The following is a 26,543-nucleotide window of genomic DNA, read 5'->3' on the forward strand; positions in this document are numbered from 1 at the left end:
CACCCCTTTCGCGGCACAAGGCCGCTCCTACAGGGATTTGTGCATGCCTGGTCAGCCTGACTTGCCCTCGATGAACGCCTCGTCCACCCGCGCCAGCTGTGTCTCGCTCAACACCCCGGCCTGGTAGTGCAGCTTGATCCACGCCAGCAGGTAGTCGTAACGCGCCTGGGCCAGGTCGCGGCGGGTGGTGGCCAGCTGCTGCTCGGCGTTGAGCACGTCCAGGTTGACCCGCTCGCCGCCCTGCACGCTCTTGCGGGTGGACACCACCAGCGCCTCGGCCGCCACCAGCGCCCGTTCGTAGGCGCGCAGGCGGCTGGCACCGGACTCGCAGGCGTTGTACTGCCTGCGCAGCTCGATCAGCGCGCTGCGGGTGTTGCCGTCAAGCTCGTACTCGGCCTGCTCCAGGTGCCGGCTGGCCTGGCGGGTCGAGGCCAGCACGCCGCCCCCGGCGAAGATCGGCACGCTGACTTCGATGCCCACGGTGTTGGTGTCGTAGCGCTGGTTGTAGGTGTTGCCGCTGTCCGACTCCTGGCGCCGCGAGGTAGCGAACGCGGTGACCTTGGGCAGGTGCCCGGCACGGTTGCGCTCGACTTCGTACCGCGCCACTTCCAGCGCCTGGCGTGACGAGGCCAGTTGCGGGTTGTTGGCCAGGGCCCGCTCCTGCCAGGCCTCGTAGCCGCTGGGATCGACCACCGGCAGGGCGAAGCCCAGGCGCAACGGCGCCAGGTCTTCTACCCGCACCGCCGGCTCGCCGATCAGCGCCCCCAGCTCGCGCAGCGCGGCATCCTGCTCGTTGCGTGCCTTGATCTCCTCGGCATCGGCCAGCTCGTAGCGGGCCTGGGCCTCGAGGATGTCCGTTCGCGTGCCTTCGCCGGCGTCGAACAGGCGCTGGTTCTGCTGGAACTGCTGGCGATAGGCCTGCTTGCTGGCCACGCTGATGGCGATCTGGTCCTGGGCGAACAGTGCCTGGGTGTAGCTGGTCATCACCCGCACCAGCAACTGCTGGCTCTGGTCGCGGAAGCTCTCGTCGGCGAACAGCGCCTGGGCCACGCCCTTGCGGTAGCTCGAATAGGCTTCGTAGTCGAACAGCGGCTGCTGGAGGATGAAGGTCGAACCCATGCTGTCGTAGTTGCGGTCCTCCTTCTGCCGGCGCGAATCACCGAGGTAACGCACCTCGGAGTCGTTGCGCCCCTTGTTGTAGCTGTACGACAGGCTGGGCAGCAGGCCGGCACGGCCGATGGCGCGGTATTCCTGGCCGGCCTCGCGGGCCTTGAACGCCGCCAGGTAGGTCGGGTCGCGGCGCAGGGCCTGCTCGTACACCTGGAACGGCCCCATGGCCGCCTGGGCGGCGGTCGGCAGCCAGGCGCAGGCCAGCAGCAGCCCGATCAGTGGGAACTTCTTCACTGGCGGTCCTTATTGTTCGGTCAAGGCGGTGCCTGCACGGTCGAGCAGGGGTTTGAACAGGTAGTTGAGCAGCGAGCGCTCGCCGGTGCGCACGAACAGCTCGGCAGGCATGCCCGGGCGGATCGCCAGCCCCTCGAGACGCGCCAGCGCTTCTTCGCTGACGGTGCTGCGCAGCACGTAGTACGGCTGGCCGCTGCGCTCGTCGATCAGTTGGTCGGCCGACACCAGTGCCACCTCCCCGGTCACCCGTGGCGTGCGGTTCTGGTTGAAGGCAGTGAACAGGATGTCCACCGGCAGCTGCGGCGCCACCTTGTCCACCAGGTTCACTGGCAGGCGCCCTTCCACTTCCAGCGCGGTGCCCTGGGGCACGATTTCCAGCAGGGTGTCGCCGGCCCGCACCACGGCGCCCTCGGTGTGCACGCCGAGGTTGACAGCCACGCCGTCGGCCGGCGCCAGGATCTCGCTGTGCTGCAACTCAAAGCTCGCGGAATTGAGCTGCTGCTCCAGGGTCGCGGCCTTGACCTGGGCGTCGGCCAGTTGCGTGCGCACTTCCTTCTGGTACTCCTCGCGGCGCTGCTGCAGGTTGAGTCGGGCTTCGACAATCACCTGCTCCAGGCGCGCGCTCTCGCCGGCGTTCTGCGCCAGGTCGCGCTGCACCTGCGACAGTTGGCGCTGGTACTCGAGGACACGGTTGCGCGGGATATAGCCGTCGCCGGCCAGCGGGCGCAGGCTGTCGAGCTGCTCGCGCAACGAATCGGCCTGGGCCTGCAGGTCGCTGCGCGCGCGGCGCATGCCGGTCAGCTGGGCCTGGGAGCCGTCGATGCTGGCGGCCAGGGCGCCCTGCTCGCGGGCCTGGGCCTGGCGGCGACTGTCGAACAGCTGGCGCTGGCCTTCGACAATCAGCGCCAGGCGGGCGTCGGAATCTTCCAGCAGCTCTGCGGGAAACTGCACCTGCCCCAGGTTGTCGCGCTCGCTCTGCCAGCGCGCCAGCGCGGCGCGAGTCATGCGGTACTGGGCCTGCAGCGCATCGACATCGGCCTGCACCTGGGTGCGGTCGAGGCGGAACAGCGGTTCGCCCTGGCGCACCAGCTGGCCTTCGCTAACCAGAATGCGGCTGACCACACCGGCGGCCATCGACTGCACGGCCTTGCGCTTGCCCGACACCACCACGGTGCCCTGCACCGGCACGCCCTGGTCGAGCGGGGCGAGGCTGGCCCAGGCCATGAAACCACCAAAACCGACCAGGGTCAGCAGCCACCCCAGGCGAACATGGAAACGTGCATCACGGGTGTGCTGGCTCATGCGCCACCTCCGGCTTGCAGCGGGCGTTGCGCCGGGGCCTGGCCCATGGCATGGAGGATGTCGCGGGCCGGGCCGAAGCCCTGCATACGCCCTTCGTTCATCACCAGCAGCTTGTCGGCCTGGGCCAGCGCCGCGCTGCGGTGGGTCACCAGGACCACGGTGCGACCCTGGGCCTTGAGCTGGACGATAGCGCTGGCCAGCGCGGCTTCGCCGTGGCTGTCGAGGTTGGAGTTGGGTTCGTCGAGCACGATCAGCCGGGCATCGCCGTACAGGGCGCGGGCCAGCGCGATACGCTGCTTCTGGCCACCGGAGAGGTCGACGCCCTCCTCGCCCAGGCGCGTGTCATAGCCCTGGGGCAGGCGCAGGATCAGTTCGTGCACGCCGGCCAAGCGGGCCGCCTCGACCACCTTGATGCCGTCCAGCTCGCCGAAGCGGGCGATGTTCTCGGCGATACTGCCGCGCAGCAGTTCGATGTTCTGCGGCAGGTAGCCGATGTGCGGGCCCAGGGCATCGCGGTCCCACTGACTGAGCTCGGCGCCGTCGAGGCGCACATGGCCGCTCATCGTCGGCCACACGCCGACCAGTACCTTGGCCAGGGTCGACTTGCCCGAGCCCGAGGCGCCCAGCACGCCGAGCAGTTCCCCCGGCGCCAGGGCGAAGTTCACCTGCTGCAGGGTGGCCAGGTTGCGCCCGGGCGGGCCGGCGCTGACCTGCTCCACCGCCAGTTGCCCGGTGGGCACCGGCAGGGGCATCGGCGTCGGCGGCTCGGGGTGCTCGCGCAGCAGGACGTCCAGGCGCTGGTAGGCCAGCTGCGCGCCGCTCCACTGCTTCCACACTGCGATCAGCTGGTCGATCGGGGCGAGTACCCGGCCCATCAGGATGGAACCGGCGATCATCATGCCCGGGGTCATCTGGCCCTCGATCACCAGCAGTGCGCCCAGCCCCAGCACCAGCGATTGCAGGCACAGGCGCAGGCCCTTGCTGGTGGCGGTGATTACCGCCGAGGTGTCGCTGGCCTTGTTCTGCAGGTCGAGGAAGCGTCCGTGCAGGGTGTACCAGCGCTGGCGCAGGGCGCCGAGCATGCCCATGGCCTGGATGCTCTCGGCACTCTGCAGCTGGCTACCGGCCAGTTGCGTCGACTGCTGCTGGAAGCCACTGGCCTCGGCCAGGGTGGCGTGGGTGAGGCGTTCGTTGAGGATCGCCAGGGCGATCAGCAGCAGCGCGCCGACCGTGGCCATCACCCCCAGCCAGACGTTGAAGGCGAAGATCACCGCCAGGTAGATGGGGAACCAGGGCGCATCGAAGAAGGCGAACAGCGCGGGGCCGGTGATGAACTGGCGCAGCTGGGTCAGATCACCCAGGGCCTGCCCGGCGGCGCCGTCACGCTGGCGCAAGTTGCGCTCGAAGGCGGCGCGGTAGACCTTCAAGTTGAAACTTTTCTCCAACTGGTTGCCCACGCGGATGACAATGAAACTGCGGACTGCTTCAAGCCCACCTATATAAACGAAGAAGCCGACCACCATCAGGGTAAGCACCCACAAAGTTGTGGTGCTCTGCGAACTCAGTACACGGTCGTACACTTGAAGCATATAAATCGACGGCACCAGCATGAGCAAGTTGATCAATGCCGTGAAACAGCCCACGCTGATCAAGGTCGACTTATGTTCGCCGAGTGCCGCCCACAAAGGCGCCCCGGGCTTTTTGCTCGGTAGTTTCATGTTTCGCCCTGGCTCGCCCGGAACTTTTTAGTTCCAGGTGGGAATTATTTGTCGAGGCGCTCGAGCACCAGTTGCTTGCCGTCCGGGGTGGTCCAGGCGTAGCGCTGGGCGCCTTCGCGGCTGAAATGCACCACGCTGCTGCCGTCACCGCCCACCAGGGCCAGGGTGTCGGGGGTCACCAGCCAGCTCCCGGGGCGCAGGCCTATCAGCCCTTTGGCACACTCCAGATCACCTTCGATTTCGCCTTCCGTGGCGCCAAGACGCAGGTCGCAGGCCTGCGCTTGCTGCTGTTCGGGGTAAAGCTGCCAACGGCCGGCCAGTTGCGCGGCGTTGGGGAGTAACAGGCTGCTCGCCATGACTACCTCGGTCATCGACATCATGGGGATCGCGGCCAGCGCGATCGTTCTCAGGATTGCTTTCATTGCTTCGCCTCACCGGCAAAAGGGGCGACGCGCGAGCGCCGCCCCCTGTTGCATCAGACCACGATGTCGGTGACAGCGGCCTGGCCAACGGTGGTCACCAGGAAGTCAGCCGAGCTGTTTCCGGTGAAGTCGATGGACAGGCTGCCCAGGTTGGTGGCCTGGTCGTAGGTCAGCAGCGCCTCGCCGGCATGACCGGTAAAGGCGTTGACGAACTGCAGCGGCAGCTTGTTCACGGCGAACGCGGAGATGGCCGACAGGTCGATCTTGTCCACGCCCGAAGTGAAGTCCATGATGCGATCCGGCGCCGCCTTGGTGGAATCGCTGACGGCCGCGAACACGAAGGTGTCCGAGCCGGTGCCGCCCCACAGCTGGTCGGCACCGCCACCACCGTAGATGATGTCGTTGCCGGCACCACCCTTGAGCACGTTGGCCAGCGCGTTGCCGATCAGCAGGTCGTTGCCCGAGCCGCCGAAGGCGTTTTCGATGGTCACGCCCTTGGCGATGGAAACGTTACCGACCATGCCGCCGACGTCGGAGAACGACGCTTCGTTGAGGTTGATCTTCTGGTTCTGGGTGAACCCGGAGAAGTCGAAGGTGTCGTTGCCGCCACCGTCCCACACCGAGAACACCAGCTTCGACGAGGCCGAGGTGGCCGAGTAGAAGTCGCGATCAGCGGTGGAGTTGAAGCCGTAGGTGGTGTCGTTGGCACGGGTGGCGTAGTTGGCGCCGTAGAGCTTCTGGATCGCCAGGATGTCGTCCATCAGCGGGGCCGAGGCGTAGTACTGACCGCCGCCCTTGACGAAGTTCTGCCCGTTGTTGCTCTCGCTCCAGTAGCTCATGACGCTGTAGCCACGGGTGTCCTGGGCGTAGTCGGCGTCTTTGTAGGTCGGGTTGCCCTCGCCGGCGTTGTAGTCGCCAGGGTGGGACAGGCCCAGTACGTGGCCGATCTCGTGGGTCAGGGTCTGACGACCGTAGTTACCGGTACCTGGGTTGATGTTGACCTGGTAGCCGCTGTTGATCAGGTACCAGGACTCCCCTTTGTGCGAGCCAGGCCCGTCGAACGGCAGGTAGGCGAATGCCGCGCCGCCGTTGCTGGCGCTGAAGTTGCCGAAGGTCATGTGACCGTCGCCGCCCGATGCCGCCTCGGTGAAGGTGACCTTGGCCACGTCAGCCCAGGACTGCATGGACAGCTTGGCTTGTTGCTTCTGCAGGTCGCTGAACTGGCTGAAAGTGCCCAGTCCGCGGCTGTAGAAGTCCGCCGGTGCCTTGGTCAGGAAGGTGTAGGTGAGGCTGATCGTGCCGTCCTTGTTCAGGTCTTTCCAGGAAGCGCCGTCACGCAGGATGTGATCGGCGGCCTGGTCGGCCGTGAAGGACTTCTTGCCATTGATGTTCGCGCCGCCGCGGTCGTACTGGTGGGCAAAGCTGTCGATCAGGCCGAAGGAAGAACTTGGGCCCTTCGGTTGCAGTGCGGAAACGGCGGAAACAATGGCGTTTTCTTTGACTTTCGACATGCAGATTACTTCCTTGTGTACAAAAAAGCAGTTGATGTCCGACAGGGTTCTCCCACCGGGCGAGAACTTCCTGTCACTCGCCTTTATGAGGCGCAAAAAAACTGACACACATTGAAACTTGATGTCCAGCGTTTTTTGACGCCATTTTTTCGTTTTCGAAAACTAAACTGCGCCGCACTAATTTGCGCAAACTGCGATGGATCAAAGGCGCCAGCGACAAGCATTAGTTACAGTCATGCCCCATGGCAGTTATAGACAACAGTTCGAAGTTTACTTTCGAAAATGCGACTTTCACTTGTTGAGCGCCGCCGCTCGCTCGTCTATGCGCTTTACTGCGCGACAACCCGCCACACGACCCTCCGTCGCCTGCTCGTTGACTTGCCAGCGTGGCAAGCGCTCAGTAGGCGTTGGTCAACGACCCCTTCCTGACAGGACGACACAATGACAAGACTCACGGTGCAATCCGGCGATTTCTTGCAAGGTGAAGGCGAGTATCGCAATGGAGCGCTCACACTCAAGACCCCGCGCAGCCCCTCGCCCGGCGAGCGCATTTCGCTGGCGCGGATCGAGGATCTGAAGCTGGCCAACCTCGAATCGACCCGCAGCCTCGGTAGCGCCCTTGGTTGGGGCGTGGCCGGTGCCCTGGTGGCCGGTCCGGTCGGCCTGCTGGCCGGTCTGCTGCTGGGCGGCAAGGAGGAGGAAGTCACCTTCCTCGCCACCTTCAAGGATGGCCGCAAGCTGCTGGCCATCACCGACGGCAAGACCTGGTCGAAGATCGACGACAACTGGCGCCGACACCAGAGGCCGGCCGCGGCCTGAATCCACGGCTGCTTCGTTCGTTCTGACATTACAGGCCTGATTGCCGGCAAGCCGGCTCCCACAGGGGCAGATGCATCTGTAGGAGCCGGCTTGCCCCACGAACCCCGGCGCAGCCGGTGCCATGCAACGCACCAAGGCAATCGCGGGGCAAGCCCGCTCCCACAGGGCATGCATCAGCCATACGAACGTTTCCCCTGAAACATCGAATCCCCCCTTGGCAGCCTGCTACCATGGCGCCCTTTTGCCTGCCCGACAGCTGCCGAGCGATAACGGCGCGTCCACTTTTCAAGGAGCCTTGCATGACCCCGCTTCGCCCCCGCCTGCCCCTTGGCCTGCTCGGCCTGGGCCTGGCCCTGCACAGTGGCCAGGGCCTGGCCGAGGACAGCGTGACCCTCGCCCCGGTGCGCATCTCCGAGGTTCAGGACAACAGCGGCTACCAGGCACGCGAAGCCCAGGTCGGCGGCCTGCACAGCGCGCCGCTGCTCGACACCCCGGCCTCGGTCAGCGTGTTCAGCCGCCAGCTGCTGGACGACCGCCAGGTGCGCAAGCTGAGCGAGGTGCTGCAAAGCGATGCCTCGGTGGGCGAAAGCTACGCGCCGATCGGCTACTACGAGAACTTCAACGTGCGCGGCTTCGAGCTCAATGCCGCCAGCAGCTACCGGATCAACGGCCAGACCATCGCCGGAGAACAGAACGTGGCGCTGGAAAACAAGCAGCAGGTGGAGCTGCTCAAGGGGCTGTCGGGGCTGCAGAGCGGCGTGTCGGAGCCCGGCGGGCTGGTCAACTACGTGACCAAGCGCGCCGAGGACGTGCGCTCGGTCACGGTCTCGACCAACGAACAGGGCGAACGCTACCTGGCCACCGACCTGGGTGGCTGGTTCGGCGCCGAGCGCCAGTTCGGCCTGCGGGTGAACCTGGCCCACGAGGACATCCGTTCCTATGTCGACCACGCTGACGGCAAGCGGGACTTCGCCTCCCTGGCGCTCGACTGGCAGATCAACCCGAATGCCGTGCTGGAACTGGACGCCGAGTACCAGCACCGCGAGCAATACTCGGTACCGGGCTATCAACTGCTCGGCGGCAAGCAGCTGCCCCACAGCGTCGACCCCAAGGACCATCTGGCCTGGCAGTCCTGGGCCAAGCCGGTGCAGAACGACTCGCTGAACCTGGGCGGGCGCTTCAAGTACCAGTTCAACGACAACTGGAACGGCACTTTGAGCGCTTCGCGCAGCAAGGTGGTGATCGATGACTACAGTGCGTTTGCCTGGGGCAGCAACGGGGGCTGGTCCTCGCATTTCAGCCCCGAAGGCAACTACGACATCTATGATTTCCGCAGCCCCGACGACACCCGCCGCATCGACGAGGCCCAAGCCATGCTCGACGGGCGCTTCGACGCCCTCGGTGTAGGTCACGAACTGACCCTGGGCAGCAGCGCCCAGCGCCGTACGCTCGACCAGCGCCCCAGCTTCAACGAGCTACTCGATCCGCTAAACCCCGGCAACATCTACACCGGCATCCCCACGCTGGATCCTTCCGACAAACCGCTCGGCCATAGCGAGCGCCGCCTCGACAGCCGCCAGTACGGCCTGTTCGTCAGCGACCGCATAACATTCAACGAACACTGGCAGACGGTGATCGGTGCCCGGGAAGTACGCCTGGATGAGAAAACCTGGGACCAGAACGGTGTCGCCACGCGACATACCCAGCAGTACCAATTACTGCCCAACGCCGCGTTGATCTATAAACCTCAACCGGACACCACACTCTACGCCAGCTATTCGAAGGGGCTTTCAGCAGGCGGCACGGCACCTTGGTTCGCCAGCAACCAGTTCGAAATCCTCGCCCCCACCCTGTCGCGCCAGCTCGAAGTCGGCATCAAGCGCGATTGGCAGGGCATGAGCTTCAGCGCGGCGCTGTTCCAGATCCGCCAGGCCTACCAATTTGCCCGCCCCGACGACACCCCGGCGCCGACCTACGTGCAGTCGGGCCAGCAGAAGAACACCGGTCTCGAACTCGGCGCCAGCGGCTGGGTGACCTCCAACCTGCAGATCCAGGCCAGCGCCGCGGCGATCCGCGCCCGCGTGCAGAACAGCGACACCGACGCCTACGAAGGCCACCAGGCGATCAACGTCCCGCGCCTGCGCGCGGCGCTGCAGGCCGACTACGCCCTGCCCGTGCCCGGCCTGGCCCTGCTCGGCGGCGCTCGCTACAGCGCCAGCAAATACGCCAGCCACACGGGCGACGCAGAAGTCGGCGGCTATACCGTGTTCGACGTCGGCAGCCGCTACCGCACGACCATCGGCGGCTACGACACGGTGCTGCGCCTGACCGTGGACAACGTCTTCGACAAGCGCTACTGGCGCGACGTGGGCGATTACTTGGGCGACAACTACCTGTTCCAGGGGGCGCCGCGCACGGCACGCCTGTCGGCTTCCGTCAGTTTCTGACAGCGCCATCGCGGGGCAAGCCCGCTCCCACGCCAAAGGGAGCGGACTTGCCCCGCGATCAGGGCCTCAACAAAAACGCGAGACAAACAAAAAGCCCCCGAACCTTTCGATTCGGGGGCTTTTCGTAGAATGTGGCGGTGAAGAAGGGATTTGAACCCTTGATACGATTTCTCGTATACACACTTTCCAGGCGTGCTCCTTCGACCACTCGGACACTTCACCGTTTTCTCTTCAAGCTATTCAGCCTGTCGAGGCGCGCTAATTTAGTAGAAGCCTTTTCCTTTGGCAAGCATTTTTTTCAGAATTTTCATGCGCTTAAGCCAATCGACCGAAAAACCGGGGCAATCAGGGCAATGCTGCCATTGTGCCCAGCGCTTTTCCCGCCCCTCGTGCCCCCGCCCCGGTGGAACAGGGCACAAGGACGCGACACTGACTGATCAGTCAGTCTTGGCGCTTTACCTGGCCGGTGCCGCTGGGTAACGTCATCGCCACGCCCTCCAAAGGACTCTGCCATGAGCGAGCTGATTACCTACCATGCCGAAGACGGCATCGCCACCCTGACCCTGAACAACGGCAAGGTCAACGCCATCTCCCCGGATGTCATCAAAGCCTTCAACGCCGCGCTCGACCGCGCCATCGAGGAGCGCGCGGTGGTGATCATCACCGGCCAGCCGGGCATTCTTTCCGGCGGCTACGACCTCAAGGTGATGACCGCCGGCCCCAAGGAGGCCGTCGGCCTGGTCACCGCCGGTTCCACCCTGGCCCGCCGCCTGCTGTCGCACCCGTTCCCGGTGATCGTCGCCTGCCCCGGCAATGCCGTGGCCAAGGGCGCCTTCCTGCTGCTGTCGGGTGACTACCGGATCGGGGTCGAAGGCCCCTTCAAGATTTGCCTGAACGAAGTGCAGATCGGCATGACCATGCACCACGCCGGTATCGAGCTGGCCCGCGACCGTTTGGGCCGCGCGGCGTTCCAGCGTTCGGTGAACAACGCCGAGGTGTTCGACCCCCAGGGCGCCCGTGAAGCCGGCTTCCTCGACAAGGTGGTGCCCGCCGAGCAGCTGCAGGAAACCGCCCTGGCTGCGGCCCGTGAATTCAAGAAACTGAACATGCTGGCGCACAAGAACACCAAGCTGAAGGTACGCAAGGCGCTGCTGGAGGCGCTGGACGAAGCGATCCTGGCGGATCAGAACCACCTGGGATGATCCCGTCCACAAGCGTTTCCCTACGAACTTTGTGGGAGCGGGCTTGCCCCGCGATGGCGTCCGCCCTGACGAGCGCATCGCGGGGCAAGCCCGCTCCCACGAGGCCCAAACCCCATTCGCTATAGCAACGTTTGCCCCTGACAGTGCACACCCGTACACTGCGCCGCGACTGTCCGGTGTGAGTCGTACCATGCTTTATATGCTTCGCATGCTCCTGTTGGCGCTGCACTTCCTGCTCGTGGGTGTCGTCGGTCTGGTGATCGGCCTGCTGCGCCCGTTCAATCCCGACAACAGCCGCCTGTTCGCCCGCCTGTACAGCGTGCCGGCCGCCTGGCTCATGCGCATCAAGGTCAAGGCCGAGGTCGGTCCGTTGTGGGACCAGCCCCCCGGCTGCGTGATCATCGCCAACCACCAGTCCAACTATGACCTGTTCATCCTCGGCCAGGTCGTGCCGCGCCGCACCGTGGCCATCGGCAAGAAGAGCCTGGGCTGGATTCCGCTGTTCGGCCAGCTGTTCTGGTTGGGCGGCAATGTGCTGGTCGACCGCAAGAACGCCTACCAGGCGCGCAAGGCCATGCAGACCACCACCCGGACCCTGCGCGACGACACCTCGATCTGGATCTTCCCGGAAGGCACGCGCAACCCCGGCGAGCAATTGCTGGCGTTCAAGAAGGGCGCTTTCCACATGGCCATCGAGGCCGGTGTGCCGATCGTGCCGGTGTGCGTCAGCCGCTACACCCAGCGCCTGGGCCTGAACAGCTGGCGCCAGCGCACCGTGATCATCCGCTCGCTGGCACCGATCGCCACCGCGGGCCTGACCCAGCAGGACTTGCCCGCACTGATCGAGCAATGCCGCAGCCAGATGCAACACTGCATCGACCATATGGAAAGCGAAGTCACCACGCCCTGACCTGCGTGCGGACTTGCCCCGCACCGCTACACAGCCCAAGCTGTGTAGCGTGTTCAATCGGATAAGCGGACAACCATGGGTCGAGTCGTCGCATCGGCGGTGTACAGCGCCGGCAGGAAGGTCACCAATATCAGCCTCGACGAGGGCGCTGAATGGGCGCGCAAGCCCGGGCACTTCGTCTGGATCGGCCTGGAAGAGCCCAACGCCGAGGAACTGGCCAACCTGCAGCGCCAGTTCGGCCTGCACGAGCTGGCCATCGAGGACGCCCTGGAAAAACACAGCCGGCCAAAGCTCGAGACCTTCGGCGACGCGCTGTTCATCGTCACCTACTCGCCGGTACGCCACGAGGGAAAGCTCGAGTTCATCGAGACCCATATCTTCGCCGGCAACGGCTACATCATCACCTGCCGCAACGGCCACTCGAAATCCTACGCCCTGGTGCGCCAGCGCTGCGAGGCGCGCCCGCTGCTGCTCGAGCATGGCGAGGACTTCGTGCTCTACGCCCTGCTGGATTTCGTCACCGAGAACTACCAGCCGGTGAGCGAGGCCATCCACGGCGAGATCGAAGAGCTGGAACAGAGCGTGCTGAGCAATTCGCTCAAGGAAGAAGACATCCAGCGCCTGCACAGCCTGCGCCGCGACATCCTGCGCCTGCGCCGCTACGTGGCGCCGATGGTGGAGATCAGCGAGGAGCTGCAGCGCCTGAGCTTCCCGTTCATCGACAAGAACATGCGCCCGTACTTTCGCGATGTGCAGATCCATGTCACGCGGCAGATGGAAGACCTGGCCGGGATCCGCGACATCGCCAGCCAGACCATCGAGATCGGCATGCTGCTTGAGTCGTCACGACAAAGCATCACCCAGCGCAAGTTCGCGGCCTGGGCGGCGATCCTGGCGTTTCCCACGGCAGTCGCCGGCATCTACGGGATGAACTTCGAGAACATGCCGGAGCTTGCATGGCGCTACGGTTACTTCGGCGTGCTGGGGGTGATCGCTCTGGGCTGTTCGGGGTTGTACTACAGCTTCAAGCGTTCGGGCTGGCTGTAACGCCAATCGCGGGCGAGCCCGCGATTGGCGTCGATGCGGATCTCAGGTCGCGCGAGTGCCGGACTGCTGGACGAAGCGCAGCATCCACTCGCCCACCAGATCCCCCTGGTGCTCGGTGGCAAGGCTGGCCACCGCCTTCTCATAGACTTCATTACCCAGCGACGCCTGTCGGGCGTCGAGCAATGCCCGAGAGTAGTCATGGACGAACTCCGGGTGCCCCTGGAAGCACAGCACCTGGTCACGGATGTGGTAGGCGGCGTTCGGACAGAAGTCACTGGAGGCGATCACCGTGGCCCCTTCGGGCAGCTCGGTGACCTGGTCCTGGTGGCTGATCAACAAGGTCAGCTCGGACACCTGCGGGTCCATCCACGGCGCATGGGCCGCCAGGCTGTAGCGGTGAACCCCCACGCCCCAGCCCTTGTCGGCGCGCTCGGCCTTGCCGCCGAGGGTCAGCGCCAGCAGCTGGTGACCGAAACACACGCCCAGCAGCTTCTCGCCACGTTCGTAGAGCTCGAGCAGGTAGGCCTTGAGCGTCTGGATCCACGGATCGTCGCCGAACGAGTCAGCCTTGCTGCCGGTCACCAGGTACGCATCGAAGCGTTCGCCGTCCGGGGGGTAGTCGCCGTTCATCACGTTGTACACATCGAATTCGGCCGCGATCGGCTGACGCGAGAACAGCTGCTCGAACATCCTGCCGTAGCCCTGGTACTGCGCGATCAACTCCGGTCGCAGGACATCGGTTTCAAGGATGCAGATGCGTAACGACATAGGGGTAGTCCTGAACGACATGTGGGTGGGATTTGCTGTAGAGACTGACGCGAAAGGGCCGTACAAGCAAGTAGGATGTCCGGACGAACGGTAGGCCCTGTAACCCTTGGTAACCCCTGCCGCGCACTCGTCTAGCCTGAGCGTGCCAGCGGGGTGGCCAGTGGCCTTAAAGCCATGAGGAATCGACATGATAAATCTTAGAACAAAGGGTTCTGAAACAGGGATGACGCGGGCCCTACTGTTGGTTGTATATCCAGATACACGCGGCAAGCAGGAACGGCGTGGCATCACGCCGCTGCGATCGACCCGACGCTAGACAAGGAAGCCAAGGGTTATTCAGGAATAACAACAAGAAGGCGGTCCGCCATGTTCAGACAATCCAAGGTACGCCAAGCCGGCCTCATACTCTTCGCCACGACGCTGCTACTGATCCTGCCGAACCTCACCCGGCTGTTCGGCTGAACGCGGCGGTGGCCTTTTCCAAGCACGCGTGGGTACTCTGCCGACCTTGATGGTTGGAGATCGCCCATGCGCCTGTGTCTTGCCCTGCTCTGCCTGCTGCTCGCTCCGACATTGTCGGCGGCGCAGCTGAACCTCGAACTGGGTGGCGACAGCCGGCCCTGGAGCAGTGAACAGCTACTTGCCCATCCGCAGGCGCGGAACATCACCATCGAACAGGACGTGGCCTACAAGCGCACCTTGCATTACCGCGCCGTGCCCCTGGCGGTGCTGCTGCAGGGCGTGAACCCGAGCGATCACCTGCAGGCCGTGGCCCTCGATGGCTTCGCCGCCGAGATGCCCGCCGGGCCGCTGTTGCAGGCGGGCCCCGCGCAGGCCTGGCTGGCCATCGAAGACCCCAGCCACCCTTGGCCCGCGCTGAGCAAAGGCAAGCCAGGCGCAGGGCCGTTCTACCTGGTATGGACCCAACCCCAGGCCAGCGGTATTCGCCCGGAACAATGGCCGTATCAGATCGCCAGCATCCGCCGCCTGCCCCCGGTCGAGACGCGCTTCCCCGCCCTGCTGCCCGACCCCGCCGTGGCCGAGAACGACCCGGTGCGCCAGGGTTTTGCCCTGTTCCAGCAGAACTGCCTGGCCTGTCATCGCCTCAATGGCGCCGGCGACGCGCACCTGGGCCCGGACCTGAACCTGCCGCACAACCCCACCGAGTATTTCCAGCCGGCCTTCCTACGCCAGTACATTCGCGACCCGCAGAGCCTGCGGCACTGGCCGCAGGCAAAGATGCCCGGGTTTCCCACCCAGGTGCTGGACGAGCCGGAACTCGATGCCGTGCTGGCGTACCTGAAGCATATGGCGGGGCGCAAAGCGCACTGACGCCCTGACAGGGCCTAGGCGATCGGCCTTTCCTGCTTGACGCCCCAGCCCTCGACTTCGCCGCCGTAGGGCGAGACGACCTGTTCAAAGGCCTGTTCGAAGGCGCCGATACCGCCATGGGTGGCGTACATCACCTTGCTCAACTCCAGGTGCCAGGCGCCGTCGTCGCGCTCGCTCACCTGGGCGTTGAGCGATTCGCCACGAAACTGCCCCGCCGCCCGGCGCGCACCAGCCTCGCTGGGAAACACGGCGTAGAACTCGATGGGGTGGATGCGGGTGAAATCAAAACCGCCAGCTTTCATCTGGCGCAGGACACTGCTGCTGATGTCGTCGTTCTGGCTGCTCATGAAACGTCCTCCTGCAAAGCAATGGATAGACTTTCCGTGCACAACGCACCTGCCTGGCACACAAGGAATGCCTGACAATACGAGCGGATTGCAAGACGCGATGAAAACGGCGGCGGCCCGCAGAGAAGGCCGGCGCCTGACTTGAGCGTAGCGCCTGGGTTGGCGCTACGCCAGAGACACCCGATTCAGGGCGCTTCGCGAATGGTGGTGATGGTCACGCCGCTCTGTTCCTTGAGCCAACGTGCCGTGGGGGAAAAGCTGCGGTCCTGGAAGTCGTTGAGGTCCAGTTCGTCCATGAGCGGAAACAGCCGCGAACGGATCGCGCGGGCGGCATCCTCCTCGCTGGGGCATTGCTCGGCATTGAGCAGCAGCGTCTGCGGCTCGCCCTTCTGGTCGGCAAAGCTGACTTCCCATGCTTTCATCGATCAACCCTCGCTGACGCAACGGTGAATGGAACGGCGTACTCACTTGACCATGGCCCAGGGATGAATGTTCAGCCATGCACATGAAACCGCATGAAAAAAGCCCGCCGGTTCGGGCGGGCTTCATGAGGCTGACGGCGGCCTTACTTCGGCGTGCCGTGGACGACACCGGCGGTGTTGTCCAGCAGGCTCTTGGTCGCGGTCTGGATATAGGCCTCGAGTTTCTTGAGCATTTCCGGCTGGTCCGGGCTTTCGATCAGCTCGGCCTTGAACTCGCGGCCCAGCTGGTAGCGGTACATCCGCGGGGTCATGTCCTTGGACTCGATGAGGATGCGGTCGCCCTGCACCAGGCCGACGATCTGCTCGCTGCCCGACGGTTTGATCATGCCCACGCCCTGGTCGCCCTCAGGCAGGTTGAGCAGGTCGCGGCCCCAGCACTGGTGACGGGCCTGGCCACCGAGACGGCCCATGATGGTCGGCACGATGTCGACCTGGGTACCCACGGTGTGGTTGACCGCGCCGAACTTCTCCTGGATGCCCGGGGCGATCAGCAGCAGCGGCACGTTGAAGCGGCCCAGGTCCAGCTCGGTGACCTGCTGGTGGTTGCCGAAGCCATGGTCGCCGACAATGACGAACAGGGTGTCCTTGAAGTACGGCTCCTTGCGGGCCTTCTCGAAGAACTGGCCCAGCGCCCAGTCGGAATAGCGCATGGCGGTCAGGTGCTCGTCCAGGCGGCCTTGCCCGGTGACCTTCTCCACCGGCAGGTCCTTGGGCAAGGCGTACGGCGTGTGGTTGGAGAGGGTCTGCAGCAGCGCGTAGATCGGCTTCTTGCCATCGTGCTTGGCCAGCTCTTCGTTGCCCCGGTTGAACATGTCCTGGTCGGACACGCCCCAGGTCGGGTCGGAGAACACCGGGTCGACGAAGTCGTTGCGGCCGATGAAGGTGGTCATGCCCTGGTTGCCGAAGAACCCGGACTGGTTGTCCCAGGCGAAGTCACCGTTGTAGACGTAGACATCGTCATAGTCGCGGGCACTGAGCAGCGCCGGCAGGCCGGACAGCTTGTGGCCGCCTTCCGGGGTCTGCATCAGGTACTCGAAGCCCGGCAGGTTGGGGAAGCAGGCCATGGTGGCGAACATGCCCTGGTGGGTATGGGTGCCGTTGGAGAAGAAGCGGTCGAACAGCAGACCCTCCTTGGCCAGCTTGTCGAAGTACGGGGTGATGTTGTTCGGGCTGCCCAGGGCGCCCACCGAGTGACCGGCGAAGCTTTCCATGAGGATGACCACGACGTTCTTGACCGGCAGCGTGTTCGCCACAGGCGGCACGAAGTCACGACGGATCGCCGCCTCGTCGGCATCGACCAGGGTGTCGTTGGCGGTCAGAAGCTGCTCGCGCACGGTCTGGGTGGCCAGCGGCTGCTCGAGTACCGGCTTCCAGATGTTGGCGCGGTCCTCGCCGAAGCGGCTCTTGGCGGCGTCGATCAGGGTCAGCGTGCCGTTCAGGCCCAGCTGGTTGACGAAGTTCGAGTCGGTGGTGAAGGCATCGCCCCAGCGCATCGGCGGGCCTTGGCGCAGGGTGCCGCGGGCGGCGACCACGGCCACCAGCAGCACGACCATGAACACTGCCAGGCGGCCATACCATGGCGCGAGTTTGCGGCTGCCGGCGGGCTGGAGGCGTTGCTCGCCACGGGTCAGGCGATCGATGCCCTTGAACAGCAGGCTCAGCAGCCAGGTGCCGACCAGCCAGGCCAGCAGGTAGCGGACCACCGGGAAGCCGTACCAGAGCATGCTCATGACGGTCTTGGGGTCTTCCTTGATGTACTGGAACACCAGGCCGTTCAGGCGCTGGTGGAACTCGCGGTAGAAGTCCATCTCCATCAGGCCGAGGAACATCACCACGCTCGAGGCGATGGTCAGCCAGAAGCGGAAGAAGCCACGGCGGGCCATCAGCCAGGGACTGAGCAACGCCAGCAGCAACGGGATGCTGATGTACACCACCACCCGCAGGTCGAAGCGCAGGCCGTTGAAGAAGCCTTCGGCGACGGTCGAGTTCGGCGTGTCGCCGATCATGTCGCTGTTGTAGACCAGCAGCGCCAGGCGCACCAGGCTGAGCATCAGCATGATCACCAGGCCACTGAGCAATGTGTAGGCCAGGTGGGATTTCAGGGTCGGCGAGAACGAGCCTCGCACGCCCTGTTGCTTCAAGGCGTCCGTGTTAGCCATGAATGGAGAGGTCCTAGGATTGCGGTTTGCGGGAAGGCGAAGTCGCCGACAGCCTGGTGGTCGGCCCTCGAACGCGAGGCGAGACCAAGGCCGCATTGTGCGGCGCGGATTTTCAAAAATCGAGTGTGAAAATTTTGTCGAGAGCAACTATCGCTTACATAACCTGTAGGAGATCGCGCAACCTTTCGGGCTGCGCTGTCGCGCAGGGAACTGGGTTGCCAGCATCACCAGCGTGGGAGCGGCGGTGCGCCGATGCGACTTGCCCCGCGATGCGGTGTATGGCACTGGCATAGCCGGTGATCGCGGGGCAAGCCCGCTCCCACGCTGCTCCAGTTAAATCAACAGGCAAAGCCGGTGCCATGCCCCAAATAGTCAGATCCGCACATTGCCCCGCGGCCCGGCGATTGCCCAGATGATCAGCCCCAGCACCGGCAGCAGCAGGATCAGCAGGATCCACAGCACCTTGATGCCGACCTGCGCGCCGCTCTTGAGCACATTGAGAATGGCCCAGATATCCAGGGCCAGGATGATCAGGCCGACCAGGCTGTTGAAGGTGGACCCCATGGTGGCGCTCCCGCACGGTAAATGTGTTCAAGAGCATAGCTGGCTATGGCCCCGATAGAAGGGAATCCTTGGCCTGGCGCACAGGTCAGTGGATAGACTGCTGTCATTCACTGCTCCGAGGTTCGCATGCCCCCTGCCCACACCCAAAACGCCGCCCCCGACTCACTGTTCAACGCCTGGCGGCAACAGGCCCAGGAAACGCCCTGGCTCAGCGCCGGCCTGGCCCTGAGCCTGCTGGCCGTCGCCGCGCTGTTGCTGGCGAGCCTGTGGAACGCGGTCAACGGCGACCACGCCGACAACCTGCACCTGGCCCTGCTCGGCGGGTTGTCGGGCTTCGGCGCCACCGCCCTGGGCGCCGTGCTGGCGGTGATCCTGCGCGACGTCAACGCCCGCACCCAGGACGTGATGCTGGGCTTTGCCGCCGGCATGATGCTCGCCGCCAGTTCGTTCTCGCTGATCCTGCCGGGCCTGGACGCCGCCCGCGAGATCACCGGCAACGGCCCGGCGGCGGCCTTCACCGTGGTCCTGGGCATGGGCCTCGGGGTGCTGCTGATGCTGGGCCTGGACCGCTTCACCCCGCACGAGCATGAAAGCACCGGGCCTTGTGGCCCGCAGGCCGAGCGGGTCAACCGGGTGTGGCTGTTCGTGCTGGCCATCACCCTGCACAACCTGCCCGAGGGCATGGCCATCGGCGTGAGCTTCGCCAACGGCGACATGAACATCGGCCTGCCGCTGACCAGCGCCATCGCCATCCAGGACATCCCCGAAGGCCTGGCCGTGGCCCTGGCCCTGCGCGCCACGGGGCTGTCGAACTTCAAGGCGATGATGGTGGCGATCGGCTCGGGCCTGATGGAGCCGCTGGGCGCGGTGATCGGCCTGGGCATTTCCACCGGTTTCGCCCTGGCCTATCCGATCAGCATGGGCCTGGCGGCGGGGGCGATGATCTTCGTGGTGTCCCACGAGGTGATCCCGGAGACCCACCGCAATGGGCACCAGACCGCGGCGACGCTGGGGCTGATGGGCGGCTTCGCGGTGATGATGTTTCTCGATACCGCGTTGGGTTGAGCGGCCAATGCGCAATCCCTGTAGGAGCGGCCTTGTGCCGCGAAAGGGGTGCGAAGCGCCCCAGGATTCGTGTATCAAGCTGATATCGCCGGGGCCGCTTTGCAGCCCTTTCGCGGCACAAGGCCGCTCCTACAAGGGAATCGTTGCTTAGACGTGCACCGCCACCTTCAGCGCCTCCAGCGCCGGCTCCACCTTGATCCCAACGGCCTCGCCCAACTCCAGCACACGGGCCAGGTCGTTCTGCCCCACCATCACCATCTGCAGCTCGTCATCGAGCAGCTGGCTGAAGTTCAGCAGCACGTAGCCACCGGCTTCCTTGTTCAGCGCGCCCATCTGCACCTGGATGCGGTTGAGCGCGGTCAGCGCCTCGGTGCGCGCCAGCTGCTTGGGCTTGAGGGTGAACGGCACGCTCTTGTCGAACGAGTCGCTGATCCGCTGGAACAGGTCCTGGTAGCTGTCGGCCTGGAACAGCACGGTATCGGGCAGGCTGCCGACCACCACCCATTCGCCCAGCGGGAACGGGAAGGTGTCGTCGTAGTTGATGTCCGGGTTGGCGGCGAGGAAGGCGGCGGGGTCGGCGTAGGCCTGGGCGGCCTCGTCGGCGATGCGCTCGATATCCTCATCGCGCATGCAGCCGGCGCCGATGAGGCTGATGAATTCGAGCAACTGGTCTTTCATGGGGGGCCCTGCGGGTTGGCGTGAAAGGCGCCAAGGATAGCCGCAAACGCCCCCGAAGGGTTAGCCGGCCTTCGCCTCCAGGCGTGCGGCGGCATCCACCGCGCCCATGGTGCGCGCAGCCGTCAGCGCGGTGGCGCCGGCCGCGTCACGCCGTGCCGGATCGGCCCCCTGGGCCAGCAGGTAGTCGATGATCTCCAGGCGGTTGAACATCGCCGCCAGCATCAGCGCGGTGCGACCGTCCGCAGCGGTGGCATCCACCGGCACGCCGTGCTCGAGCAGCAGGCGGATCATCGCCAGATCGCCCTTGAAGGCAGCGCCGGCAATCGGCAACTGGCCGTTGTCATTGGCAATCAACGGATCGGCGCCATGGGCCAGCAGCACCCGCACGGCGTCGTGGTGGCCGTGGTAGCTGGCCAGCATCAGCAAGGTGTCGCCCTTGTGGTTGCGCAGGTCGGCGGGCAGGCCACCGTCGAGCAGGCGACCGAGCATGGTCGCGTCGCCGCGGCGGGCGCGCTCGAAGACCTCCTCGGCGAAGGCCGCGGTTTCTTCGGCGGTCATGGTGGCGGGCTGGTGATCGGACATCGGGAACCTCCTGGCATCTGGCAATAGGCCAAGTGTCCATCAGGCAGCGGCGAGCGGTCCAAGGTTCAGATTCTATCGGCGGCAGAGAGCCAGGCTATGACCGTGCAAAATGCACTGTGCAAAATGCACGGGCGTGCAGATTGCAATGCACGACCTTATAAAATCAAATTTAAGCCATTGAATTTAAAGGATTTTCTTAAAATCAAAGGCTGGCACGGTCGCTGCAATCATCAACTCAAGTCTGCCAGTACAACAGTCAGGAGTTGATATGGACCTCATCCAGGAAAAATTCGCCTCGGTCTTCGCCGCCTACCAGGTCACCACCCAACCGCGTCCGGACGGTGGTGTCCTGCTGACCCTGCGCGCCAGCGACGGCGTGGTGACCCGCCGCGTGCTGACCTATGCGCAGCTGCACAGTGCCGAGCAACTGTCCTGGGCGATCAGCGCCATCCGCCGCGACCTGGCCGGGCAACCGAGCGAGCTGCCGGTGATTTCGATGCTGCAGAGCCAGCAACGCTTCGCCCTGCCGACCTACCGCTGATTGCGCAACCCTCTTCGCGGGGCACGCCTGCGCTCACCCACGGACGGCGTGAGCAGAGGCGGCCCCGCGAGCCAATTTCCTCAGAGTTCGTCGAGTCCGGCAAATTGCCGGGCCGTGGCATCGCCGGTGAACCGCGGCTGCACCGCCTGCTCGCTGGCGAACAGGCGCAGGGCCAGGCAGAACGGCGTGTCGCCCAGGTCCAGCCAGCGGCGCATGCCGGCCGGCACCACCAGCACATCGTCCTTCTCGCACAACACGGCGTACACCGCGCCCTCCATACGCAGGCTGACCTGACCGCGTCCGCTGATCAGCGCGAACACTTCCTCGCCGTCATGCACATGCTCGTCGCGCAGGTCAGCCTGGCTCGGGTCGACGCCATCGCGGCTGAGCACGCCGAACACCTGGCTGCCATGGGCAGTCATCAACTGGTCGAGCGGCCCACGGCACGCGGCGACCACCTCATCCTGGCTGCTGCCGGGGCGCAGGCGCGCGCCGGACTGCCAGCGGCCGAAGCGCACGCCCTGCTCGGCCAGGGTCGCGGCGATGTCGTCGTGGTGGGTCAGCACCTTGTGCGGCAGTTCCGGGCTGGACGGGTCGAAAACGCTGAGGATGCTCATCAGGGGTGGTTCCTGCTGTCTTTGAGTCGGAAGGCAATGATAACGGCTGCCGCGAGCGCCGCGACGCTGGCCATACCAAAGGTGAAGTGCGGGCCCAGCAGTTTCCAGCTGTAGCCCGAGTACAAGGCGCCCAGCGCGCCGCCGGTGCCCGAGAGCGCCGCATACAGCGCCTGGCCCTGGCCCTGCTGGCGGGCGCCGAAACTGGCCTGGACGAAGGCGATGGCTGCGGCGTGGAAGCAGCCGAACGTGGCCGCGTGCAGCACCTGGGCGAACACCAGCACTGCAGGAATATCAGCCAGGTTGCCCAGCAGCAGCCAGCGCACGGCGGCCAGCAGGAAGCTCGCCAGCAGCACCTTGCGCACGGAAAAACGGCCGAAGATCCGGCTCATGCCCATGAACACCAGCACCTCGGCCACCACCCCGAGCGCCCACAGCAGGCCGATGGCGCCGCGGCTGTAGCCCAGGTGCTCCAGGTGCAGGGTGAGGAAGGTGTAATACGGCCCGTGGCTGAGCTGCATGAGGGCCACGCACACGTAGAAGGCCAGCACGCCCGGCGCCCGTACCTGCGCGAGGAAGCCCCCTGGCCCGCGTCGTTCGGTCTGCTCCACGGGTTGCGCGTTGGGCACCCAGAGGCTGGCGGCGACGATCCCGGCCATGATCGCCACCAGCGCCACAGGATAAATGTCCAGGCTCAGCCATTCGAACAGGCGCCCGAGCCCGACCACGGCGAGGATGAAACCGATCGAGCCCCACAGCCGCACCTGGCTGTAGCGCGCGGTCTGGCCATGCAGGTGGGCCAGGGTGATCACCTCGAACTGCGGCAGCACCGCGTGCCAGAAGAACGCGTGCAGGGCCATGACCATCGCCAGCCAGGCATAGCTCTTGCCGAAGAAGATCAGCGAGAAGGTCGCCAGGGTCGACAGCGCGCCCAGGCGCACGATCAGCAGGCGCTGGCCGCTGCGGTCGCCCAGCCAGCCCCACAGGTTGGGGGCGACGCAGCGCATCAGCATGGGGATGGCCACCAGCTCGCCGATGCGCGCCGGGGAGAAGCCCAGGTGATCAAAATACAGGGCCAGGAACGGCGCGGTGGAGCCGAGCAGGGCGAAGTAGAAGAGGTAGAAGCTGGAGAGGCGCCAGTAGGGGACCGGGGGCATAGGAAGTCCGTTCAGAAGCTTGCGGCCCTATCGCGGGGCAAGTCCGCTCCCACGCTGGAATTCGTGGGAGCGGGCTTGCCCCGCGATAGGGCCGGGACTGTCAGAGCTGGTCCAGCACCGGGGTGTTGACCCTCACGTCGGCATTCTGCGCCCGGTGGCGCAGCAGGTGGTCCATCAAGGCGATGGCCATCATCGCCTCGGCGATCGGCGTGGCGCGGATGCCGACACACGGGTCGTGACGGCCCTTGGTGATGACCTCGACCGGATTGCCGTCGACGTCGATCGAACGGCCCGGGGTGGTGATGCTCGAGGTCGGCTTGAGCGCCAGGTGGGCGACGATCGGCTGGCCCGAGGAGATACCGCCGAGGATGCCGCCGGCATTGTTGCCGAGGAAGCCCTCGGGGGTCAGTTCGTCACGGTGCTCGGTGCCACGCTGGGCAACGCTGGCAAAGCCGGCGCCGATTTCCACGCCCTTGACCGCGTTGATGCTCATCAGCGCATGGGCAAGCTCGGCGTCGAGACGATCGAAGATCGGCTCGCCCAGGCCCGGCATCACGCCTTCGGCGACCACGGTGATCTTCGCCCCCACCGAGTCCTGATCGCGGCGCAGCTGGTCCATGTAGGCCTCGAGCTCCGGCACCTTGTCCGGGTCGGGGCTGAAGAAGGCGTTCTGCTCGACCGAGTCCCAGGTCTTGAACGGGATCTCGATCGGGCCGAGCTGGCTCATGTAGCCGCGCACGCGAATACCCTGGGTGGCCAGGTACTTCTTGGCGATGGCGCCGGCCGCCACGCGCATGGCGGTCTCGCGTGCCGAGCTGCGGCCACCGCCACGGTAGTCGCGGATGCCGTACTTGTGGTGGTAGGTGTAGTCGGCGTGGGCCGGGCGGAACAGGTCCTTGATCGCCGAGTAGTCCTTGGACTTCTGGTCGGTGTTGCGGATCAAGAGGCCAATCGAGCAACCGGTGGTACGCCCTTCGAACACACCGGAGAGGATCTCCACTTCATCCGGCTCCTGGCGCTGGGTGGTATGCCGGCTGGTGCCGGGCTTGCGCCGGTCGAGGTCGTGCTGCAGGTCGGCGAGGGAGATTTCCAGGCCTGGCGGGCAGCCGTCGACAATGGCGACCAACGCCGGGCCATGGCTCTCGCCAGCGGTGGTGACAGTGAACAGCTTGCCGTAGGTATTGCCGGACATGGACGCTCCGCGAATCTGCCTGAGGTGATCGAAAGCGGCAGTATACGGAAAACGCTACAGGATGGGTTGCCCATGCCGGCCTCTTCGCGGGTAAACCCGCTCCCACAGGGATCGCGCCAGATTCTAAAAATTGAGCAAGACAGTTGCTCCCACAGGCCGGCCCATCTCACTGTGGGAGCGGGTTTACCCGCGAAGAGGCCGGCACGGCAAGCGAGCCATGCGAACCTTCATCGCCCTGCAATGTCTCAATGACACCTAGCCATGTAGTACCCCTCCATGAAGTCGCGCCTCGCCGCCCTGCTCCTGCTGTTCTGCGCCAGCCTCGCCCAGGCTGCCCCCACCGTGCTGCAGCGCCCCATCGACCTGGACACCGGCCAAGGCGTGCTGCATGGCAGCCTGCTGCTGCCGCAACAAGCCACCCCGCCGCCGGTGGTGTTGATCATTGCCGGCTCCGGCCCTACCGACCGCGATGGCAACAATCCCGCCTCCGGACGCATCGACAACCTCAAGCGCCTGGCCCTGCTGCTGGCCGGCGAGCACATCGCCAGCGTGCGCTTCGACAAGCGCGGCGTGGCCGCCAGCCAGCCGGCCACTCCCGACGAACGCGACCTCAGCGTCGAACGCTATGTCGCCGATGTGGTGGCCTGGGGCCGCGCGCTACGCCAGGACCCGCGCTTCGGCCCGCTGATTCTGGTCGGCCACAGCGAAGGCGCGCTGATTGCCAGCCTCGCCGCCGAACAGGCCGGCGCCAGCGCAGTGATCACCTTGGCCGGCAGCGGCCGGCCGGTGGCCGACGTGCTGCGCGAACAACTGGCCCAGCGCCTGCCCCCGGCGCAACTGGCCGGTGGCATGGCGCTGATCGACCGTTTGCAGGCCGGGCAGACCAGCCTCGACGTGCCCGCCCCGCTGCGCCAGGTGTTTCGCCCCAGCGTGCAGCCGTACCTGATCACCCTGCTGCATCAGGACCCGGCGGCCGCATTCGCCCGGCTCACGGTGCCCGCGCTGATCGTCCAGGGCCGCAACGATATCCAGGTGGAGGTGGCCGACGCCGAGCGCCTCAAGGCCGCCAAGCCCGACGCCCAGCTGGCGCTGATCGACGGCATGAACCACATGCTGCGCATCAGCCCGCGGGAGATGGACCTGCAGCGGGACAGCTACCGCAATCCCGAGCTGCCGTTGGCCCGTGAGCTGGGGGAGCGCATCGTCCTGTTCATCCACGGGCTGCCGCAGGCCTGAAAGTGCCCTCAGGTATTGGCCAGGCCTGCCGATAACGCGGCTAAGAAGGCAGTGATCCGGGGGCATGCGCGCCCTGATCGCGGGCTAGCCCACATCTGCGATGTCCTTGCAGGTACCGGCACCCGGCCGCCGTGCACCTGAGGATTCCCTGATGACCGATGCCCCCGCCGCCGAGGCGACCGAAGAACAAGCCCCGGACAGCGCCCCGCTGCCCTGGGCGGACCTTGCCGCCGAGCACTTCCAGTTGCTGCGCCTGGCGCCGCTGCCGACCGACCGCAACAGCGGCGCCCGCCCGCTGCGTTTCGTCCAGTTCGGCTACGCCGAGCGCCACGACAAGGCCCACAGCCTGCTGCGCATGGAAATCCGCCTGCCGGGGCAGAAGGTGCGCAAGGAACAGAACCAGCTGGATATCCGCGTCGACCACGAAGCGCGCACGGTACGTATCGGCGACGCGGCTGGCCTGCAGCTGGAGCCGCTGAACCGTGGCCTTGGCCGCTACCTGCTGGCGCAGGCGGTGCAGTGGCTGCAGCAGCGTTGCTCGCACTACCGGGTCGAGGGCATGAGCCTGCCGAACAAGGACGCCCTGAACGAAGACACCCGCCTGCGCCGCGACCATGTGCTGGGCAGTGTCGGCCTGGCGGTGGAGTACACCGACGGCCAGTTGCTCAAAGGCCGCGTGGTGGAAACCCCGGTGGGCCAGCTCAAGGGCGGCTGGAACACCGAGAAGGTGCAGCGCGTGGACAACCTCGAGGCCGCCGGCATGCTGCAGCAGGCCGAGCAGAACCTGATGGAGAAGGAAGCCCAGCTGCGCGAGCGTGACGAGCGGGTGGCCAAGTACCGCCGCGAAGACAGCGGCCTGCGCTTCACCATCACCTGCCTGGTGGCGTTCGCGGTGTTCCAGGCCGGGCTGCTGATCTGGATCGCCACCCGCTGACCTGCCCTACGCGATCCCTGTAGGAGCGGCCTTGTGCCGCGAAAGGGCTGCGCAGCAGCCCCAGATGCAAAGATCACTGGGGCCGCTTTGCGGCCCTTTCGCGGCACGAG

Annotated in this window: 25 protein-coding genes and 1 tRNA gene; 10 read left to right on the forward strand and 16 right to left on the reverse strand. The window is 65.5% G+C overall.

Annotated elements, in window-relative coordinates; all coding sequences use genetic code 11:
• Positions 1 to 51 precede the first annotated feature (51 nt).
• The 5 genes from VUG52_RS19875 to VUG52_RS19895 are packed head-to-tail and all read right to left on the reverse strand — an operon-like array spanning position 52 to position 6,357.
• A complete protein-coding gene (locus tag VUG52_RS19875; protein ID WP_442964596.1) occupies positions 52 to 1,404 on the reverse strand; it encodes a TolC family outer membrane protein in 1,353 nt (450 codons plus the stop codon).
• Between the two features lie 9 nt (positions 1,405 to 1,413).
• Positions 1,414 to 2,706: an HlyD family type I secretion periplasmic adaptor subunit gene (locus tag VUG52_RS19880; RefSeq protein WP_331831986.1), complete on the reverse strand. Its 1,293-nt coding sequence runs from the start codon at positions 2,704 to 2,706 to the stop codon at positions 1,414 to 1,416.
• Positions 2,703 to 4,424 carry a type I secretion system permease/ATPase gene (locus tag VUG52_RS19885; protein ID WP_186712842.1) on the reverse strand — a complete coding sequence of 574 codons (1,722 nt, stop codon included), beginning with the start codon at positions 4,422 to 4,424 and terminating at the stop codon, positions 2,703 to 2,705. Before VUG52_RS19885 ends, VUG52_RS19880 begins: the two co-directional genes overlap by 4 nt.
• A gap of 44 nt (positions 4,425 to 4,468) precedes the next feature.
• Positions 4,469 to 4,846, reverse strand: coding sequence for an AprI/Inh family metalloprotease inhibitor (locus VUG52_RS19890; RefSeq protein WP_331831987.1), 378 nt, complete (start codon positions 4,844 to 4,846; stop codon positions 4,469 to 4,471).
• 53 nt (positions 4,847 to 4,899) lie between these two features.
• Positions 4,900 to 6,357 (reverse strand): serralysin family metalloprotease, encoded by a 1,458-nt coding sequence (locus VUG52_RS19895; RefSeq protein WP_331831988.1) that lies wholly within the window; start codon positions 6,355 to 6,357, stop codon positions 4,900 to 4,902.
• 441 nt (positions 6,358 to 6,798) lie between these two features.
• On the opposite strand from VUG52_RS19895, the gene VUG52_RS19900 reads away from it, so the two are divergent.
• Positions 6,799 to 7,176: a hypothetical protein gene (locus VUG52_RS19900; protein WP_050704653.1), complete on the forward strand. Its 378-nt coding sequence runs from the start codon at positions 6,799 to 6,801 to the stop codon at positions 7,174 to 7,176.
• Positions 7,177 to 7,475: 299 nt separating this feature from the next.
• Positions 7,476 to 9,623: a TonB-dependent siderophore receptor gene (locus VUG52_RS19905; protein ID WP_331831989.1), complete on the forward strand. Its 2,148-nt coding sequence runs from the start codon at positions 7,476 to 7,478 to the stop codon at positions 9,621 to 9,623.
• A gap of 132 nt (positions 9,624 to 9,755) precedes the next feature.
• Here VUG52_RS19905 and VUG52_RS19910 read toward each other — a convergent pair.
• Positions 9,756 to 9,845, reverse strand: a tRNA-Ser gene (locus VUG52_RS19910).
• A gap of 290 nt (positions 9,846 to 10,135) precedes the next feature.
• Here VUG52_RS19910 and VUG52_RS19915 point away from each other — a divergent pair.
• From VUG52_RS19915 to VUG52_RS19925, 3 genes are all read left to right on the forward strand, one after another.
• On the forward strand, positions 10,136 to 10,825 hold the full coding sequence (locus tag VUG52_RS19915; RefSeq protein WP_050704651.1) for a crotonase/enoyl-CoA hydratase family protein: 690 nt from the start codon (positions 10,136 to 10,138) through the stop codon (positions 10,823 to 10,825).
• A gap of 190 nt (positions 10,826 to 11,015) precedes the next feature.
• Positions 11,016 to 11,735 (forward strand): lysophospholipid acyltransferase family protein, encoded by a 720-nt coding sequence (locus VUG52_RS19920; RefSeq protein ID WP_331831990.1) that lies wholly within the window; start codon positions 11,016 to 11,018, stop codon positions 11,733 to 11,735.
• 75 nt (positions 11,736 to 11,810) lie between these two features.
• A complete protein-coding gene (locus tag VUG52_RS19925; protein ID WP_050704649.1) occupies positions 11,811 to 12,782 on the forward strand; it encodes a magnesium and cobalt transport protein CorA in 972 nt (323 codons plus the stop codon).
• Positions 12,783 to 12,824: 42 nt separating this feature from the next.
• Here the strand turns inward: VUG52_RS19925 and VUG52_RS19930 are convergent, their stop codons facing one another.
• The gene (locus VUG52_RS19930) at positions 12,825 to 13,550 is read right to left on the reverse strand and encodes an amidotransferase (protein WP_050704648.1); all 726 of its coding nucleotides are present in this window, start codon (positions 13,548 to 13,550) and stop codon (positions 12,825 to 12,827) included.
• Between the two features lie 528 nt (positions 13,551 to 14,078).
• Here VUG52_RS19930 and VUG52_RS19935 point away from each other — a divergent pair.
• Positions 14,079 to 14,882, forward strand: coding sequence for a cytochrome c (locus tag VUG52_RS19935; RefSeq protein ID WP_331831993.1), 804 nt, complete (start codon positions 14,079 to 14,081; stop codon positions 14,880 to 14,882).
• A 14-nt stretch (positions 14,883 to 14,896) separates the two neighbouring features.
• Here the strand turns inward: VUG52_RS19935 and VUG52_RS19940 are convergent, their stop codons facing one another.
• The 4 genes from VUG52_RS19940 to VUG52_RS19955 form a co-directional block, all read right to left on the reverse strand.
• The gene (locus VUG52_RS19940; protein WP_186712832.1) at positions 14,897 to 15,229 is read right to left on the reverse strand and encodes a ribonuclease E inhibitor RraB; all 333 of its coding nucleotides are present in this window, start codon (positions 15,227 to 15,229) and stop codon (positions 14,897 to 14,899) included.
• Positions 15,230 to 15,414: 185 nt separating this feature from the next.
• On the reverse strand, positions 15,415 to 15,651 hold the full coding sequence (locus VUG52_RS19945) for a hypothetical protein (RefSeq protein ID WP_028691758.1): 237 nt from the start codon (positions 15,649 to 15,651) through the stop codon (positions 15,415 to 15,417).
• 143 nt (positions 15,652 to 15,794) lie between these two features.
• A complete protein-coding gene (locus VUG52_RS19950) occupies positions 15,795 to 17,870 on the reverse strand; it encodes an LTA synthase family protein (protein ID WP_331831996.1) in 2,076 nt (691 codons plus the stop codon).
• Positions 17,871 to 18,242: 372 nt separating this feature from the next.
• On the reverse strand, positions 18,243 to 18,434 hold the full coding sequence (locus VUG52_RS19955; protein ID WP_262950962.1) for a PLDc N-terminal domain-containing protein: 192 nt from the start codon (positions 18,432 to 18,434) through the stop codon (positions 18,243 to 18,245).
• 126 nt (positions 18,435 to 18,560) lie between these two features.
• Here VUG52_RS19955 and VUG52_RS19960 point away from each other — a divergent pair, with 126 nt between their 5' ends.
• Positions 18,561 to 19,499 carry a ZIP family metal transporter gene (locus VUG52_RS19960; RefSeq protein WP_050704645.1) on the forward strand — a complete coding sequence of 313 codons (939 nt, stop codon included), beginning with the start codon at positions 18,561 to 18,563 and terminating at the stop codon, positions 19,497 to 19,499.
• A 147-nt stretch (positions 19,500 to 19,646) separates the two neighbouring features.
• On the opposite strand, the gene VUG52_RS19965 is transcribed toward VUG52_RS19960, so the two are convergent.
• Positions 19,647 to 20,177: a hypothetical protein gene (locus VUG52_RS19965; protein WP_331831997.1), complete on the reverse strand. Its 531-nt coding sequence runs from the start codon at positions 20,175 to 20,177 to the stop codon at positions 19,647 to 19,649.
• 60 nt (positions 20,178 to 20,237) lie between these two features.
• Positions 20,238 to 20,759, reverse strand: a complete 522-nt coding sequence (locus tag VUG52_RS19970; protein ID WP_331831998.1) for an ankyrin repeat domain-containing protein — start codon at positions 20,757 to 20,759, stop codon at positions 20,238 to 20,240.
• Positions 20,760 to 21,027: 268 nt separating this feature from the next.
• Here VUG52_RS19970 and VUG52_RS19975 point away from each other — a divergent pair, with 268 nt between their 5' ends.
• On the forward strand, positions 21,028 to 21,300 hold the full coding sequence (locus tag VUG52_RS19975; RefSeq protein ID WP_028691763.1) for a DUF3509 domain-containing protein: 273 nt from the start codon (positions 21,028 to 21,030) through the stop codon (positions 21,298 to 21,300).
• An 80-nt stretch (positions 21,301 to 21,380) separates the two neighbouring features.
• Here the strand turns inward: VUG52_RS19975 and VUG52_RS19980 are convergent, their stop codons facing one another.
• The 3 genes from VUG52_RS19980 to aroC form a co-directional block, all read right to left on the reverse strand.
• Positions 21,381 to 21,917 carry an oxidase gene (locus VUG52_RS19980; RefSeq protein ID WP_331831999.1) on the reverse strand — a complete coding sequence of 179 codons (537 nt, stop codon included), beginning with the start codon at positions 21,915 to 21,917 and terminating at the stop codon, positions 21,381 to 21,383.
• Complete coding sequence (locus VUG52_RS19985) at positions 21,917 to 23,071, reverse strand: MFS transporter (RefSeq protein WP_331832000.1); 1,155 nt, start codon at positions 23,069 to 23,071, stop codon at positions 21,917 to 21,919. Before VUG52_RS19985 ends, VUG52_RS19980 begins: the two co-directional genes overlap by 1 nt.
• Before the next feature lie 100 nt (positions 23,072 to 23,171).
• Positions 23,172 to 24,263, reverse strand: a complete 1,092-nt coding sequence (aroC, locus tag VUG52_RS19990) for a chorismate synthase (RefSeq protein WP_331832001.1) — start codon at positions 24,261 to 24,263, stop codon at positions 23,172 to 23,174.
• Between the two features lie 276 nt (positions 24,264 to 24,539).
• On the opposite strand from aroC, the gene VUG52_RS19995 reads away from it, so the two are divergent.
• Together VUG52_RS19995 and VUG52_RS20000 are read left to right on the forward strand one after the other, a co-directional pair.
• Complete coding sequence (locus VUG52_RS19995) at positions 24,540 to 25,499, forward strand: alpha/beta hydrolase (protein WP_050704639.1); 960 nt, start codon at positions 24,540 to 24,542, stop codon at positions 25,497 to 25,499.
• 151 nt (positions 25,500 to 25,650) lie between these two features.
• Positions 25,651 to 26,433 (forward strand): hypothetical protein, encoded by a 783-nt coding sequence (locus VUG52_RS20000; RefSeq protein ID WP_050704638.1) that lies wholly within the window; start codon positions 25,651 to 25,653, stop codon positions 26,431 to 26,433.
• Positions 26,434 to 26,543 lie beyond the last annotated feature (110 nt).

Source organism: Pseudomonas sp. LH21 (assembly GCF_036549575.1).
Classification (GTDB): domain Bacteria; phylum Pseudomonadota; class Gammaproteobacteria; order Pseudomonadales; family Pseudomonadaceae; genus Aquipseudomonas; species Aquipseudomonas peradeniyensis.